This window comes from Klebsiella sp. HN106 (assembly GCF_051209435.1).
GTDB lineage: Bacteria > Pseudomonadota > Gammaproteobacteria > Enterobacterales > Enterobacteriaceae > Klebsiella > Klebsiella oxytoca.
On sequence record NZ_JBLURD010000007.1, the window covers coordinates 263,207 to 278,743 of the forward strand.

A 15,537-nucleotide genomic window follows, 5' to 3' on the forward strand; every position below is an offset into this window, starting at 1 on the left:
CTCGCGCACTGCGACCGGGGGAGAATCTATAATACCTGGCCCATTTTCAGCACAGCGGCGACGTTTCTCGCCGTCATGCGCACATTTTCGGCGGCATTTTCCAGCGCCTCATCCAGGGTGCAAATGGAATAAATAACGCTGAATACCGCATCCAGCCCGTGCTCATGGACTACGCCGACGTCCGCCGTCAGGCTCCCGGCAATCGCGATAACCGGCAGATTATAGCGTTTTGCCACCCGCGCCACGCCAACCGGCACTTTGCCGTGAATCGTCTGGCTGTCGATGCGCCCTTCGCCGGTGATCACCAGATCCGCATCCGCCACGATATCGGCAAGATGCAAAGCGTCGGTCACGATCTCAATGCCCGGCCGCAGCTTAGCCCCGCAAAAGGCATACAGGCCCGCGCCCATGCCGCCCGCCGCGCCGCCGCCTTCAAGATGCAACACATTAAGCTCTAAGTCGCGATGGATAATCTCAGCAAAATGGGCCAGCGCCTTATCGAGGCTGGCGATCATCTCCGCCGTCGCCCCTTTCTGCGGGCCAAATACTGCCGTCGCGCCCTGCGGGCCCGTCAGCGGATTGGTGACATCGCAAGCGACGTCAATGCGGCATCCGGCGAGGCGCTTATCTAACTCGCTCACGTCGATGCGCGCGAGGCTCTCCAGCGCTTGTCCGCCGGCGCCAATCTGCTGGTTATCCCGGGTCAGCAGTTTCGCCCCCAGCGCCTGCACCATCCCGGCGCCGCCATCGTTAGTCGCGCTGCCGCCGATGCCGATAATAATTTGCCTGACGCCCGCGTCCAGCGCATGGCGAATCAGCTCGCCGGTACCCCATGAAGTCGTCAGAAGAGGGTTACGTCGCGCCGGCGGTACGCTCTCCAGACCGCTTGCCGCCGCCATTTCAATAAACGCGCACTGCTTATCGCCCGAAAGACCAAAAAAAGCCTCTACGGGCTCGCCGAGCGGACCGGTGACGGTGACCGCTATCCGGCATCCCTGGGTCGCGGCAACCATGGCTTCAACGGTTCCTTCGCCACCGTCGGCGACCGGCAGTTTGACGTACTCCGCATCGGAATAAACTTCCCGAAAACCTTGCTCTATCGCGGTTGCAACATCCAGCGCACTCAGGCTCTCCTTGTATGAATCCGGTGCGATCACTATCTTCATATGCTGTCCTTAAAATGAACGATTACCCGACGCCGTGCAGGAAACCGGCCCCCGAAGGGACCGGCATCTCCTTAGCGCACCATGCACGGACGCTTGTTATCAAACGTCCAGTTCGGGATCAAATACTGCATTCCCATCGCATCATCGCGCGCGCCCAGACCGTGTTTCTGATACAGCTCATGGGCTTTCATCACCTGATCCATATCGAGCTCCACGCCCAGCCCCGGTTTCGCCGGTACCTGTACCATCCCGCCTTTAATTTCAAACGGTTCTTTGGTCAGGCGCTGGTTGCCTTCCTGCCAGATCCAGTGCGTATCAATAGCGGTAATTTTACCCGGCGCGGCTGCCGCCACGTGGGTAAACATCGCCAGCGAGATATCAAAGTGGTTGTTAGAGTGCGAGCCCCAGGTCAGGCCGAACTCGTGGCACATCTGCGCCACGCGGACGGAGCCCTGCATGGTCCAGAAGTGCGGATCCGCCAGCGGAATATCCACGGATTGCAGCGACAGCGTGTGGCCCATCTGACGCCAGTCGGTCGCGATCATATTGGTCGCCGTCGGCAGTCCGGTGGCGCGGCGGAACTCCGCCATCACTTCACGCCCGGAGAAGCCCTGCTCGGCGCCGCACGGATCTTCCGCATAGGCCAGAGATCCTTTCAGGTATTTACCAATTTTGATCGCTTCATCCAGCGACCACGCGCCGTTCGGATCGAGGGTCACGCGCGCCTGCGGGAAGCGCTTAGCCAGCGCGACGATAGACTCCGCTTCCTCTTCCCCGGCCAGTACGCCGCCTTTCAGTTTAAAATCGTTAAAACCATATTTCTCATATGCGGCTTCCGCCAGACGCACCACCGTATCCGGGGTCATCGCCTCATCATGACGCAGGCGATACCAGTCGCACGGGTCATCCGGCTGGCTCTGATAAGGCAGCGGTGTAGCTTTACGATTGCCGACGAAGAACAGATAGCCCAGCATTTCCACTTCGCTGCGCTGCTGTCCATCGCCCAGCAGAGACGCCACGTTCACGCCCAGATGCTGGCCCAGCAGGTCAAGCATCGCCGCTTCGATCCCGGTCACTACGTGAATTGTGGTACGCAGATCGAAGGTCTGCAAACCGCGTCCGCCGGCATCCCGATCGGCGAAAGTATTGCGTACGGCGGTCAGCACGTTTTTATATTCACCCAGCGTTTTACCGACCACCAGCGGGATCGCGTCCTCAAGGGTGGTGCGGATTTTCTCTCCGCCGGGAATTTCGCCGACGCCGGTATGGCCGGAATTATCTTTGATTACCACGATATTACGCGTGAAGAACGGGGCGTGCGCGCCGCTCAGGTTCATCAGCATGCTGTCGTGACCCGCGACCGGAATGACCTGCATAGAAGAAACAACGGGGGTCGAAAATTGTGCGCTCATAATTTAGTCCTTATTCAAATCAGTGACGGCCGAAAACGGGGCGTTTACGGTCAAAAGTCCATCCGGGGATCAGGTACTGCATTGGGCCTGCGTCATTACGCGCGCCGCCGGGCAGCTTTTTATACGCCTCATGCGCTTTCTGCACCTGCTCCCAGTCCAGCTCGACGCCGAGTCCAGGCGCGTCCGGAACAGCAATTTTTCCGTGCTTAATCTCCAGCGGATTCTTGGTCAGGCGGCAATCTCCCTCCTGCCAAATCCAGTGGGTATCGATGGCCGTGGGGTTGCCCGGCGCCGCTGCGCCGACGTGGGTGAACATGGCCAGTGAAATATCAAAGTGGTTATTGGAATGGCAGCCCCAGGTCAGGCCCCAGTCATCGCACAGCTGCGCCACGCGCACCGCGCCGGAAAGGGTCCAGAAGTGCGGATCGGCCAGCGGAATATCCACGGCATTCAGCATCACCGCGTGGCCCATTTCGCGCCAGTTAGTGGCGATCATATTGGTTGCCACCGGCAGACCGGTGGCGCGGCGAAACTCCGCCATCACTTCACGGCCAGAAAAGCCCTGTTCGGCGCCGCAGGGGTCTTCCGCGTAGGTCAGCACCTCGTTCAGCCCTTTACACAGGGCGATGGCTTCATCCAGCAGCCAGGCGCCGTTGGGATCAACCGTAATACGCGCATCGGGAAAACGCTTTTTCAACGCGCGGGCGGTTTCGATCTCCTGCTCGCCGGGCAGCACGCCGCCTTTCAGTTTAAAATCTTTAAAGCCGTAGCGGTCCTGTGAGGCCTCCGCCAGGCGCACCACCGCCTCGCTGTTCAGCGCTTCCTGATGGCGTAGACGATACCACTCATGGTTGCCCGGCGTGCTTTCCAGATAGGGCAGATCGGTTTTGGTGCGATCGCCCACGTAGAACAGATAGCCCAGCACGGTCACCTCATCGCGCTGCTTGCCCGGCCCCAGCAGCTCGCAAACCGGCACGTTGAGCGCCTTGCCCAGCAGATCCAGCAGCGCAGCCTCCAGCGCCGCCACCGCGTTCACCCGCAGCTCGAATGTCCAGGCGCCTTTACCAAAAGTATCAAAGTCCGCGGCCTGGTTGCCTTTATGCACCTGCTGAACCACTTTGTTCAGGCGGGCGACTTCCTGGCCTAATACCGTCGGGATGGCATCCACCAGCGTCTGATAAATCACTTCGCCGCCCGGTGCTTCGCCGACCCCGGTATTGCCGGCGTTATCGGTCAGCACCACAATATTGCGGGTAAAGTACGCATTATGCGCGCCGCCGATGTTAAGCAGCATACTGTCCTGCCCGGCCACCGGGATAACCTTCATATCGGTGATAATAGGGCTCGATTGCGTTGTCATGATGATTTTCCTGCGACAGGTTTCAGTTCGATACGTTTAATATCGCCCACCAGTACCAGATAGCTCAGCACCGCCACCAGCGCATGAACGCCCACATAAATCAGCGCGCCGTTAAACGAACCGGTGGTGCCAACGATGTAGCCGATAGCAATGGGCGTCACGATACCGGAGATATTGCCGAACATGTTGAACAGACCGCCGCTCAGGCCGCTGATCTCTTTCGGCGCCGTATCCGCCATAACCGCCCAGCCCAGCGCACCGATGCCTTTACCGAAGAAGGCCAGCGCCATGAAGCCGATAATCATCCACTCCACGTTGACGTAGTTACAGAACACCATCACCATCGACAGCAGCATCCCCATGACGATAGGCGTTTTACGTGCGATGTTCAGCGAGCCGGTACGACGCATCAGCCAGTCGGAAATAATCCCGCCGAGAACCCCGCCCGCGAAACCGCAGATCGCCGGAACCGACGCGACAAAACCGGCCTTCAGGATCGACATGCCGCGCGCCTGCACCAGATAAACCGGGAACCAGGTGATAAAGAAATAGGTCAAAGCGTTAATGCAGTACTGGCCGATATAGACGCCAATCATCATGCGAGAACCCAGCAGCTGCTTGATTTGCCCCCATTTTACGCTAAACGGCACCTTAGCTTTGGCCGCCGCCTGATCCATATTGATCAGCGCGCCGCCTGCGGCGATGTAATCGAGCTCTTTTTGGTTTACACCCGGATGCTGGTTAGGTTCATGAATCACCTTCAGCCAGACAAAGCTGATGATAATGCCGAGACCGCCCATAAAGAAGAACACGTGCGACCAGCCCACCTCATGCGTCAGCCAACCCATGATCGGCGCAAAAATAACGGTGGCAAAATATTGCGCGGAGTTAAAGATAGCCACCGCCGTGCCCCTCTCCTGCGCCGGGAACCACGCCGCGACGATCCGGCTGTTGCCGGGGAAGGAAGGCGCTTCGGCCAGGCCGACAAGAAAACGCAGGGTGAACAGCGCGACGATAATGCCGAAGCCGCTAAAAATATCGACGAAACCCTGCAGCAGGGTAAACATGGACCAGATAAAAATGGACCAGAAGTAGACGCGTTTAGAACCGAAGCGGTCAAGCAGCCAGCCGCCCGGGATCTGGCCGATCACGTAGGCCCAGGAGAACGCGGAAAAGACGTAGCCCATGCCAACGGCATCAAGACCAATATCTTTGGCCATCTCCGAACCGGCAATGGATAAGGTGGCGCGGTCGCCGTAGTTGAAGGATGTGACGATAAACAACATCACCACTATCCAGTAGCGAGCATTGGTGCGCTTTTCCGCGCCGCCTGCCGCCTGACTTAATGAACTCATTGTTGCACTCCTGAATCATAGCGTTAGCTACGTTCATTCTGAACAGCACAACCTGTAGGGTACTCAGAATGACGTGTTAGTGTTTTTCATAATTTTCGTTATATCTGGCACTGCATTTTTAACTGGCAGGAAAAGTATAAAAAGAGGGGCTGACGGGCTCACCGTGCAAATACACAGCTTTCGCCGCCTGAGTAAATCTGATTTATGGCTTATGCCTAATGAGATGGGGGATGGTTCACGGAAATGAAAAGCCGCGCCCGTTCATAGACGCAAAGCGCGGTGCAAAAGACAGGAGTGTGAATCAACTCTCTTGACCCCGTGAAATAGCCCGGTAAAGACCATGGCATTACACAGGTTTTAAGGCAAATGCCCGAAGCCGTGCGCCTGAAGAATTGCTACGATGATTTTGGCCGTTTATCTGGCCACTGGCATTTAACATCAGTAAAGAAAGGGGCGCCCTCTAGTGTAGGGAGAGGGCGAAACTTTTAGGAGCTGTGCCGCCAGGGTATTAGCCAAACAGTCTGAGCACCGCCCGAGGGCAAAATGGCAAACAAAATAGCCCTGATGGAATTAGGTTGTTAATCAAGCAGCGACGCCCACTGCGCTACCCATGGGTTAGCAACGCTTTCAGGTTCCGGATCTTCGCTGGCATCGATCGTCAGCATATCGCCAACGCGCGTGCCGCCCTGTTCCTGCAATAACGCATCAAACTTCAAACCGCCGCCGCAGAAGTTAGCGTAGGTGCTATCGCCCAGGGCAATAATTCCATAGCGCAAATGCGGCTGATACATATCTTTGATGCCTTCGTATAAAGGCACAATGCTGTCCGGTAAATCGCCCTGCCCGGTGGTCGATGTCACCACCAGCGCATATTTTCCGGTATACGACTCCCAGTCTTTGACTTCGGGATCTTCAAAGACTTTCGCCTGATGCCCCAGTCCGCTCAAAATAGCCTGCGCCTCTTCGGCGACCAGGAGCGAATTTCCATACATCGTACCGACAAAAATTCCGACTTCTGCCATGACTATCTCCCTGAAGTGACCTGTATCTCTTCATCCTGACCGCAGTCGTCGGCAAACTCAACCCTTTCATTTAACGGGAGAAGGCCGCGCCAGCCAAACTGCGACAGCGCGCGCATCCAGACGTCGTCAAGGCCAGCGCGAATAACCAGCGGTACACCGGTAAAAGGATGCGTTAACGATAGCTGGCTGGCATGAAGCATTAGCCGATCGCAGCCAAAGTGTTCGGCCGCGCTGCGATTCTGCCGCAGATCGCCGTGTTTACTGTCGCCGATAATCGGATGGCGAAGATGGGCAAGATGACGGCGCAGCTGGTGCTTACGTCCGGTTTTCGGTTCCAGCTCCACCAGGCTATAGCGGGTGGTAGGATAACGTCCGGTCGCCACCGGCATTTCTATCGTCGCCAGGCCGCGATAATGGGTGACCGCCGGCTGCGGATCTTTATTTTCGCGGGCGAACTTATCGGCAATTTTATCCAGCTCCTCAACCAGAGGATAATCAAGCTCCGCTTCTTCGCTCAACCAGCCGCGGGCTATCGCATGATAGCGTTTCTGCATTTGATGCTGCTCGAACTGCTGCGACAACAGTCTTCCCGCTTCGCTCGACAGTCCCATTAGCAGCACGCCGGAAGTCGGCCTGTCGAGGCGGTGAGCGGTGAACACGTGCTGGCCTATCTGGTCGCGCACGGTCTGCATCACCACCACTTTTTCATCACGATCCAGCCAGCTACGATGCACCAGCCAGCCCGAAGGCTTGTTCACCGCTACCAGCCACGGGTCCTGATATAAAATCTCCAGCATCAGGCGTCGCCGCCGGCAAACAGCGCATCCAGCAGAAGCAGCTCGGTAAGCACCCGCTCGCGCACGGGATGAGCATTATCCAGGGCCATCTCATAGTAGGGGGCAACGGCGAAATTTTGCGGCAGCGGCATGCCGCTTTCCAGAAGCTGATGCATGCGCGGTATTAATACCCACTGCAGCCATTCAAGCGGCTCCATGGTGTCGAGGCAAAACGGCTGTTCGCTGGCAAACGCGCGGCTGTCGGGAGCGCTATCCTGCCAGTGTTCCGTTTCGCGCAGCAGCGCTTCAATGGCGAGCAGGCGCTCGCGCACGCGATGGTCAAGAGTCATGGGAAACCTCGATGAGTTGAAAACCGGCGCAGAATAGCAAATTCAGAAGAGAAATAAAAAAAGGGAGCACTGTATAAACAGTGCTCCCGGTTCGTTTTGCAGCAATCCAGCTACATTGGTGCTCCCTGCTCGTCCTTGAAAACTTTTCCTGAGGTCTCCTGACCATGTTCATCCGTAAACTGTTGCATCCTGCTTTCACACCACCCCGATGTGAAATAACTCATCCGTAAGTCTATCCCGATCTTCCTGATCCACCGGGCATCCTGACCGGCTCTCTTTCTCCTTCCTGGAGGTGTCCTTTACGCAATCCTACGCTATCCTGTGCTTCATCCTGAAGCCTGTCCTTGCGACGCCGTCCTGGCGGGTCCTCTCGAAGCGTCATCATCCTGATGTTCACTTCATTTATCGACTCCCTGTCGACGTGTATAGAATCCCTGATTCCGCCCCGTCTTACAACCCTTGTTAAGACAATATCTTAAGATTTATCGTCTTCATGATGAATCATAAAACCATTAACCATTTGAAATTAATGTATTTTATTGAAATAGTATTTGCAGGGGATCGCCTCAAATGATGACGATCTCTTACAGGTCTTGTAAGAGATCTCTCACAAAAGCTCAGGAACTTTAGATTACAGAACGGGCTTAAGGGAATTAAGGAAACTCGCAAGCGAGGGAGAAAGGGTCGTACGTTTACGGGTCCCGAGCGTTTCTTTGATCACTTCGCCGCTCATATTACAGACCGAAATGACGTCCAGTTCGCTGTCCAGCGTGGCGATAAACAGCGTGGGAGACAGCTTCAAACGCTTTTGCACCAGCAGATGGCCAATCAGATTTTCCTGCACCCGCTGGAAGTCGTCCGGACTCCAGGTTTGCAGCAGCGTCATGCTCTCATCGGCAAAACGTGCCTGCATATCGCCGGCAAACTGAGTGGTATAATAAGCATGAAGCGGTTGTTGTACCACAATCTCCAGCGCCCGTTCAACCGCGTTAATGTTTTGTTCTAAAGAAAACGGCTGCGGCTGCCAGAAAACGCCATCATCATCCGTGGCGCTGATGCACGGCGACGGAATGCCGTAAAGCTCTTCGCTACGCGGCAGGCTGGAGCGCTGCTGCTGCCACGCCTCACAATAACGTTGGGTAAATGCTTGTAGCGCTTCTGCGGTTTGCTGATCCACCGGTTTCTCTCTTCACGTTAGACAGGATACACTTGGCATATAGTGTAACCGCTTTAACTATGGTGAAACATGTCTTCTTACGATAACCACCAGGCGCTCGCCGGCCTGACGCTCGGTAAATCAACCGATTACCGCGATACTTACGACGCCAGCCTGCTTCAGGGCGTACCGCGCAGCCTGAACCGCGATCCGCTGGGCCTGCACGCCGATAGCCTGCCGTTTCACGGCGCCGATATCTGGACGCTGTATGAACTCTCCTGGCTGAATGCGAAAGGCCTGCCGCAGGTTGCCGTGGGCCACGTTGAGCTCAGCGACACGACCGTGAATCTGGTGGAATCAAAAAGCTTTAAGCTCTATCTCAATAGCTTTAACCAGACGCGTTTTGCCGACTGGCAGGAGGTCGAGGCGACGCTGGCGCGCGATCTCAGCGCCTGTGCGCAAGGGGAAGTCAAGGTGTCGCTGTATCGCCTCGATGAACTCGAAGGCCAGCCGGTGGCGCATCTGCACGGCACCTGTATTGACGATCAGGATATTGAAATTGATAACTATCAGTTCAGCGCTGATTACCTGCAGGATGCCGCTGGCGGTAAAGTGGTTGAAGAGACGCTGGTCAGCCATTTACTGAAATCCAACTGCCTGATTACCCACCAGCCCGACTGGGGTTCGGTACAGATCCGCTATCGCGGGGCAAAAATCGATCGCGAAAAGCTGCTGCGCTATCTGGTTTCGTTCCGCCATCACAACGAATTCCACGAACAGTGCGTAGAGCGCATCTTCAGCGATATTCAGCGTTTCTGCCAGCCGGAAGCCCTTTCCGTTTATGCGCGCTATACGCGGCGCGGCGGCCTGGACATCAACCCGTGGCGCAGCAACACCGATTTTGTTCCGGCCATCGGCCGCCTCGCTCGCCAATAGTAAACATTTTCACAATTTGCGTGCGTTAACCCGCGCGCAAGGTTGTGAAAACGCCATCAGCAGGGCTATTGTAATCACAGGAAGACGATAATCGTCCTGTAAGGAGTTCACTTGATTACACATGTTAGCCCGCTTGGTTCAATGGATATGCTGTCGCAGCTGGAAGTGGATATGCTTAAACGCACCGCCAGCAGTGACCTGTATCAACTCTTTCGTAACTGCTCGCTTGCTGTGCTCAACTCGGGGAGCCTGACCGATAACAGCAAGGAGCTCCTGTCTCGTTTTGAAAACTTCGATATTAACGTGCTGCGTCGCGAACGCGGCGTGAAGCTGGAACTGATTAACCCGCCGGAAGATGCTTTCGTTGACGGGCGTATTATCCGTTCCCTGCAGGCCAACCTGTTTGCCGTACTGCGCGATATCCTGTTTGTCTACGGCCAGATCCATAACACCGTCCGCTTCCCGAATCTCGATCTTGAAAGCTCGGTGCATATCACCAACCTGGTGTTCTCTATTTTGCGCAACGCCCGCGCCCTGCACGTCGGCGAAGCGCCAAATATGATTGTCTGCTGGGGCGGCCACTCGATTAACGAAAACGAATATCTCTACGCTCGCCGCGTCGGCACTCAGCTGGGCCTGCGTGAGCTGAATATCTGTACCGGCTGCGGGCCGGGCGCCATGGAAGCGCCGATGAAAGGCGCAGCCGTCGGCCACGCGCAGCAGCGCTACAGAGACAGCCGCTTTATCGGCATGACCGAGCCGTCCATTATCGCCGCCGAGCCGCCTAACCCGCTGGTCAACGAGCTGATCATCATGCCGGATATCGAGAAACGTCTGGAAGCCTTCGTGCGCATCGCTCACGGCATTATCATCTTCCCGGGCGGCGTAGGTACAGCGGAAGAGCTGCTCTATCTGCTGGGCATTTTGATGCATCCGTCGAACAAGTCGCAGGTTCTGCCGCTGATTCTTACCGGGCCAAAAGAGAGCGCCGATTATTTCCGCGTGCTGGATGAGTTTATCGTCCATACGCTGGGCGAATCCGCCCGTCGCCACTATCGCATTATCGTTGACGACGCCGCTGAAGTAGCCCGCCAGATGAAAAAAGCAATGCCGATGGTGAAAGAGAATCGTCGCGAGACCGGCGATGCTTACAGCTTCAACTGGTCGATGCGCATTGCTCCGGATCTGCAGATGCCGTTCGATCCTACCCATGAGAATATGGCCAATCTCAAACTCTATCCGGACCAGCCGGTAGAAGTGCTGGCAGCGGATCTCCGCCGCGCCTTCTCCGGTATCGTCGCTGGTAACGTCAAAGAGGTGGGCATCCAGGCTATCGAAAAATTCGGTCCGTATAAAATTCACGGCGACCCGGCAATGATGCGCCGCATGGACGATCTGCTGCAGGGCTTCGTCGCTCAGCATCGTATGAAGCTGCCGGGCGGCACCGCCTATATCCCCTGCTACGAAATCTGTTCCTGAGTTCTCTTCTGTTCTTCTCCCGGGCAGCGGTTCGCGCTCTGCCCGGGCAACGCTTCCTCGCCAGGCCACAGTACTGCTGCCTCGCTCATCACTCAGCGCGTATTATTTCCAAATGATTCATTTACTTTGTGAATTTTCCAGATGCATTTTTACAAAGCCAATCGTTTGCGTTTCCAAATACAGCAATAAATATCACCAGGAAAAACGCCTTTTAACGTAAAAATGTCGATAACATCGCATTTTTACAGTAAAAACCTCGTTATTACGTCACACCACTATTATCTCATATGCTGAAAATGATAGCCTCCGCGCCACAATTCTCTGGCTGATCACCAGAAACAGGCTGTTGGACTAAAAATACGCACATTAAAAGTGGATTATTGCATTTGGGATCGCGATCACTGATGCATTCACCATATAAATGTATCTTCCCGCACCAATTGTTACGGAGAAAATGCCTAAAAAACCGTACACAAACGAATTTCATATTATTTAGTCGTTTTTTTTCATTAGATTTTGTTGCTTCCTCCAGGAGATACAGATGGAAACCACTCAAACCAGCACCATCGTTACGGATGCTACCCGTAGCGGTTGGCGTAAGACGGACACCATGTGGATGCTGGGCCTGTACGGCACGGCTATCGGCGCGGGCGTACTGTTCCTGCCGATCAACGCCGGCGTCGGCGGTATGATCCCGCTGATCATCATGGCGATTCTGGCCTTTCCGATGACCTTCTTCGCCCACCGCGGAATGACCCGTTTCGTGCTGTCCGGTAAGAACCCGGGCGAAGACATCACCGAAGTCGTCGAGGAGCACTTCGGCGTCGGCGCAGGTAAACTGATTACCCTGCTTTACTTTTTCGCCATCTACCCGATTCTGCTGGTATACAGCGTGGCGATCACCAATACCGTCGAAAGCTTTATGGCGCACCAGTTGCACATAACGCCGCCGCCGCGCGCCATTCTTTCCCTGATTCTGATTGTCGGCATGATGACTATCGTGCGCTTCGGCGAGCAGATGATCGTCAAAGCGATGAGCGTGCTGGTATTCCCGTTCGTGGTCGCGCTGATGATTCTGGCTCTGTACCTGATCCCGCAGTGGAACGGCGCGGCGCTGGAAACCCTCTCCCTGAGTAGCGCTACCGCCACCGGCAACGGCCTGTGGATGACCCTGTGGCTGGCAATACCGGTGATGGTATTCTCTTTTAACCACTCGCCGATCATCTCCTCCTTCGCCGTTGCTAAACGCGAAGAGTACGGCGAAGGCGCTGAGAAAAAATGCTCCAGCATTCTGGCCCGCGCGCACATTATGATGGTGCTGACCGTTATGTTCTTCGTCTTCAGCTGCGTACTGAGCCTCTCCCCGGCGGATCTGGCGGCGGCAAAAGAGCAGAACATCTCGATTCTGTCTTACCTGGCGAACCACTTTAACGCGCCAATCATCGCCTGGATGGCGCCGATCATCGCGATGATCGCCATCACTAAATCCTTCCTCGGCCACTATCTGGGCGCTCGCGAAGGCTTTAACGGCATGGTGATTAAATCCCTGCGCGGTAAAGGCAAGTCCATCGAAATCAACAAACTGAACAAAATCACTGCCCTGTTCATGCTGGTCACCACCTGGATTGTGGCAACGCTGAACCCAAGCATCCTCGGGATGATCGAAACCCTGGGCGGCCCGATCATTGCGATGATTCTGTTCCTGATGCCGATGTACGCCATTCAGAAAGTCCCGGCTATGCGCAAATACAGCGGCCACGTCAGCAACGTTTTCGTGGTGATTATGGGCCTGATTGCTATCTCCGCGATTTTCTACTCTCTGTTTAGCTAATATCCCCGCGCCGCCTGACGGCGGCGCTCCCGACAGCACTGGATGCATCATGATCAGCGTATTCGATATTTTTAAAATCGGCATTGGCCCTTCCAGCTCCCACACCGTTGGACCGATGAAAGCGGGCAAACAATTCACGGACGATCTTATTGAGCGCGGGCTGCTCTCCGAGGTGACCAAAGTCATCGTCGATGTCTACGGCTCCCTTTCCCTGACCGGTAAAGGCCACCATACCGACATCGCGATTATTATGGGCCTGGCGGGCAACCTGCCGGATACCGTCGACATTGACGCTATCCCCAGTTTTATCCAGGACGTCAACACCCATGGCCGCCTGATGCTGGCAAACGGCCAGCAGGAAGTGGCGTTCCCGGTCGATCAGTGCATGAATTTCCATGCCGACAATCTGTCGCTGCATGAGAACGGCATGCGAATTACCGCCCTCGCCGGCGACCAGGTTCTCTACAGCCAGACGTACTACTCCATCGGCGGCGGGTTTATCGTCGACGAAGCGCATTTCGGCGTCACCCGCGAAGCGCCGGTCGCCGTACCTTTTCCATATAAAAACGCCGCCGACCTCCAGCGCCACTGCCGTGAAAGCGGGCTGTCGCTTTCCGGTCTGATGATGCAAAACGAGCTGGCGCTGCACAGTAAAGAAGCGCTGGAACAGCACTTTGCCGCCGTCTGGGAAGTGATGAGCAGCGGCATTGAACGCGGCATCACCACCGAGGGCGTTCTGCCGGGCAAGCTGCGGGTTCCCCGCCGCGCCGCCGCGCTGCGCCGGATGCTGGTAAGCCAGGACAACACCAGCAGCGACCCGATGGCGGTCGTTGACTGGATTAATATGTTCGCCCTGGCGGTTAACGAAGAGAACGCCGCCGGCGGACGCGTCGTGACCGCACCAACCAACGGCGCCTGCGGCATCGTGCCTGCGGTACTGGCCTACTACGACAAATTTATCCGCAAAGTGAACGCCAACTCGCTGGCGCGCTATATGCTGGTCGCCAGCGCCATTGGCTCACTTTATAAGATGAACGCCTCGATTTCCGGCGCTGAAGTGGGCTGCCAGGGCGAAGTCGGCGTTGCCTGTTCAATGGCTGCAGCCGGACTGGCGGAACTGCTGGGCGGCAGCCCGGGCCAGGTGTGCATCGCCGCCGAAATCGGTATGGAGCACAACCTCGGTCTGACCTGCGACCCGGTCGCCGGTCAGGTGCAGGTGCCGTGCATCGAGCGTAACGCTATCGCTGCGGTTAAAGCGGTCAACGCCGCGCGCATGGCGCTGCGCCGCACCAGCGAGCCGCGGGTGTGCCTCGATAAAGTCATCGAGACCATGTACGAAACGGGCAAAGATATGAATGCCAAATATCGTGAAACCTCACGCGGCGGCCTGGCCATGAAGATTGTCGCCTGCGATTAACACCCCCTCCCGGTATGCTGCGGCATGCCGGGTTTCCTTCCCCTGCCCTCCCCCTTCATTTATGTTATATAAATGATAATTTAGTTATTTATTAGTTATAAAGACGATTTGTTACCTTACGGTAAACCGCTCAAGGAGAACAAATCATGCTCAGACTGTCTCGTCCGGCGCTGCTGCTCATGCTGGCTGGCGTATCCGCTTCCGCGCTGGCGAAAACGCCGGAAACCGTCAATATCGGCTATCAGAAAGCCAATATCTTCGCGCTGCTGAAATATCGCGGCACCCTCGATGAAACGTTTAAAAAGCAGGGCATCGCCGTGCGCTGGATTGAATTCCCCGCCGGGCCGCAAATGCTGGAAGGGCTGAACGTCGGCAGCATCGACCTCGCCGCAACCGGCGATGCGCCGCCGGCCTTTGCCCAGGCGGCGAAGGCAGATCTGGTCTACTTAGCCCACTCGCCGGCGAATCCAAAAACCGAGGCCATCGTAGTGGCGGAAAACTCGGCGATTAAGAGCGTGGCCGACCTTAAGGGCAAGCGCGTGGGGCTCAACAAAGGCTCCGACGTAAACTACCTGCTGGTGGCTGCGCTGGAGAAAGCCGGATTAAGCTATAAAGATATCACTCCGGTCTATTTGCCGCCTGCCGACGCCCGCGCCGCCTTCCAGCGCGGCGCGATTGACGCATGGGTTATCTGGGATCCGTTCCTCGCCGAGGTGGAAACAAACGCCAAAGCCCGACAGATCCGCAATGCCGAAGGGCTGGTACCGCACTATACCTTCTACCTGGCCAGCCGCAAATTTGCCGACGCTTATCCTGAAACCGCGAAGCAGGTGGTCGATGAACTGGGTAAACTGAGCGAATGGGCCAACAGCCATCAGGACGATGCCGCCGGGATCCTCTCGGCTTCTACCGGGCTGGATAAGGCTATCTGGCTGAAGACGCTGGCGCGCCTGCCCTATGGCGCCGAACGGATGACGCCTGCAGTCTATAACGAGCAGCAGGCGCTGGCGGACACTTTCACCCGCATCGGTCTGCTGCCGGTGAAGGTGGACGTCCGCAGTGCGACCTGGTCACTGGATAAGCAGTAAGCTTTCCCTTCCCGGGTCCGGCGCCAGCGCCTTACCCGGGCTATCGATCCGCAGACATCGGTGGACCCGTAGCCCGATGTGATGGACACCTCCCCCTTACGGCATCAAAGTGCCAGACTGAGGTGTACCTACAGTTAACTGGAGGAGGTGTCCATCATGAATATTAAACGTATTGGTCTCGACCTGGCA

The 15,537-nt window shown here is 56.2% G+C and carries 13 protein-coding genes; 5 read left to right on the forward strand and 8 right to left on the reverse strand.

Annotation, left to right across the window (positions count from 1 at the left end; genetic code table 11):
• Positions 1-26: 26 nt before the first annotated feature.
• The 8 genes from ACSIPU_RS18495 to syd all read right to left on the reverse strand — a co-directional run bounded on the left by ACSIPU_RS18495 (position 27) and on the right by syd (position 8,618).
• Complete coding sequence (locus ACSIPU_RS18495) at positions 27-1,166, reverse strand: glycerate kinase (RefSeq protein ID WP_024274630.1); 1,140 nt, start codon at positions 1,164-1,166, stop codon at positions 27-29.
• Between the two features lie 71 nt (positions 1,167-1,237).
• Positions 1,238-2,578, reverse strand: a complete 1,341-nt coding sequence (gene gudD, locus ACSIPU_RS18500) for a glucarate dehydratase (protein WP_196557949.1) — start codon at positions 2,576-2,578, stop codon at positions 1,238-1,240.
• 19 nt (positions 2,579-2,597) lie between these two features.
• Positions 2,598-3,938: an enolase C-terminal domain-like protein gene (locus tag ACSIPU_RS18505; protein WP_004105029.1), complete on the reverse strand. Its 1,341-nt coding sequence runs from the start codon at positions 3,936-3,938 to the stop codon at positions 2,598-2,600.
• Entirely contained in the window at positions 3,935-5,293 is a 1,359-nt protein-coding gene (gene gudP / locus ACSIPU_RS18510) for a galactarate/glucarate/glycerate transporter GudP (protein WP_004105031.1), read from the reverse strand. The genes ACSIPU_RS18505 and gudP overlap by 4 nt, the downstream gene beginning before the upstream one ends.
• 578 nt (positions 5,294-5,871) lie before the next feature.
• Entirely contained in the window at positions 5,872-6,315 is a 444-nt protein-coding gene (locus ACSIPU_RS18515) for a flavodoxin (RefSeq protein ID WP_004105033.1), read from the reverse strand.
• A 2-nt stretch (positions 6,316-6,317) separates the two neighbouring features.
• Entirely contained in the window at positions 6,318-7,112 is a 795-nt protein-coding gene (truC, locus tag ACSIPU_RS18520) for a tRNA pseudouridine(65) synthase TruC (protein WP_016807600.1), read from the reverse strand.
• The gene (locus ACSIPU_RS18525) at positions 7,112-7,441 is read right to left on the reverse strand and encodes a YqcC family protein (protein WP_017145474.1); all 330 of its coding nucleotides are present in this window, start codon (positions 7,439-7,441) and stop codon (positions 7,112-7,114) included. Before ACSIPU_RS18525 ends, truC begins: the two co-directional genes overlap by 1 nt.
• A 631-nt stretch (positions 7,442-8,072) precedes the next feature.
• On the reverse strand, positions 8,073-8,618 hold the full coding sequence (gene syd, locus ACSIPU_RS18530; RefSeq protein ID WP_004105039.1) for a SecY-interacting protein: 546 nt from the start codon (positions 8,616-8,618) through the stop codon (positions 8,073-8,075).
• Between the two features lie 69 nt (positions 8,619-8,687).
• On the opposite strand from syd, the gene queF reads away from it, so the two are divergent.
• From queF to ACSIPU_RS18555, 5 genes are all read left to right on the forward strand, one after another.
• Entirely contained in the window at positions 8,688-9,533 is an 846-nt protein-coding gene (gene queF / locus ACSIPU_RS18535; RefSeq protein WP_004114939.1) for an NADPH-dependent 7-cyano-7-deazaguanine reductase QueF, read from the forward strand.
• 111 nt (positions 9,534-9,644) lie between these two features.
• On the forward strand, positions 9,645-11,012 hold the full coding sequence (ppnN, locus tag ACSIPU_RS18540) for a nucleotide 5'-monophosphate nucleosidase PpnN (RefSeq protein WP_004105045.1): 1,368 nt from the start codon (positions 9,645-9,647) through the stop codon (positions 11,010-11,012).
• A 541-nt stretch (positions 11,013-11,553) separates the two neighbouring features.
• Entirely contained in the window at positions 11,554-12,843 is a 1,290-nt protein-coding gene (locus ACSIPU_RS18545; RefSeq protein ID WP_004105047.1) for an HAAAP family serine/threonine permease, read from the forward strand.
• Positions 12,844-12,892: 49 nt separating this feature from the next.
• Positions 12,893-14,260: an L-serine ammonia-lyase gene (locus ACSIPU_RS18550; RefSeq protein WP_004105050.1), complete on the forward strand. Its 1,368-nt coding sequence runs from the start codon at positions 12,893-12,895 to the stop codon at positions 14,258-14,260.
• Positions 14,261-14,406: 146 nt separating this feature from the next.
• On the forward strand, positions 14,407-15,348 hold the full coding sequence (locus tag ACSIPU_RS18555) for a sulfonate ABC transporter substrate-binding protein (RefSeq protein WP_016809760.1): 942 nt from the start codon (positions 14,407-14,409) through the stop codon (positions 15,346-15,348).
• The last annotated feature ends 189 nt before the right edge of the window (positions 15,349-15,537 follow it).

Bases quoted from the DNA above. Each gene is read 5' to 3' on its own strand.
- ACSIPU_RS18550 (WP_004105050.1), top strand. From the start codon at position 12,893: ATGATCAGCGTATTCGATATTTTTAAAATCGGCATTGGCCCTTCCAGC.
- truC (WP_016807600.1), bottom strand. From the start codon at position 7,112: ATGCTGGAGATTTTATATCAGGACCCGTGGCTGGTAGCGGTGAACAAG.
- ACSIPU_RS18505 (WP_004105029.1), bottom strand. From the start codon at position 3,938: ATGACAACGCAATCGAGCCCTATTATCACCGATATGAAGGTTATCCCG.
- ACSIPU_RS18555 (WP_016809760.1), top strand. From the start codon at position 14,407: ATGCTCAGACTGTCTCGTCCGGCGCTGCTGCTCATGCTGGCTGGCGTA.
- ACSIPU_RS18545 (WP_004105047.1), top strand. From the start codon at position 11,554: ATGGAAACCACTCAAACCAGCACCATCGTTACGGATGCTACCCGTAGC.
- ACSIPU_RS18495 (WP_024274630.1), bottom strand. From the start codon at position 1,166: ATGAAGATAGTGATCGCACCGGATTCATACAAGGAGAGCCTGAGTGCG.
- gudD (WP_196557949.1), bottom strand. From the start codon at position 2,578: ATGAGCGCACAATTTTCGACCCCCGTTGTTTCTTCTATGCAGGTCATT.
- queF (WP_004114939.1), top strand. From the start codon at position 8,688: ATGTCTTCTTACGATAACCACCAGGCGCTCGCCGGCCTGACGCTCGGT.
- gudP (WP_004105031.1), bottom strand. From the start codon at position 5,293: ATGAGTTCATTAAGTCAGGCGGCAGGCGGCGCGGAAAAGCGCACCAAT.
- ACSIPU_RS18525 (WP_017145474.1), bottom strand. From the start codon at position 7,441: ATGACTCTTGACCATCGCGTGCGCGAGCGCCTGCTCGCCATTGAAGCG.
- ACSIPU_RS18515 (WP_004105033.1), bottom strand. From the start codon at position 6,315: ATGGCAGAAGTCGGAATTTTTGTCGGTACGATGTATGGAAATTCGCTC.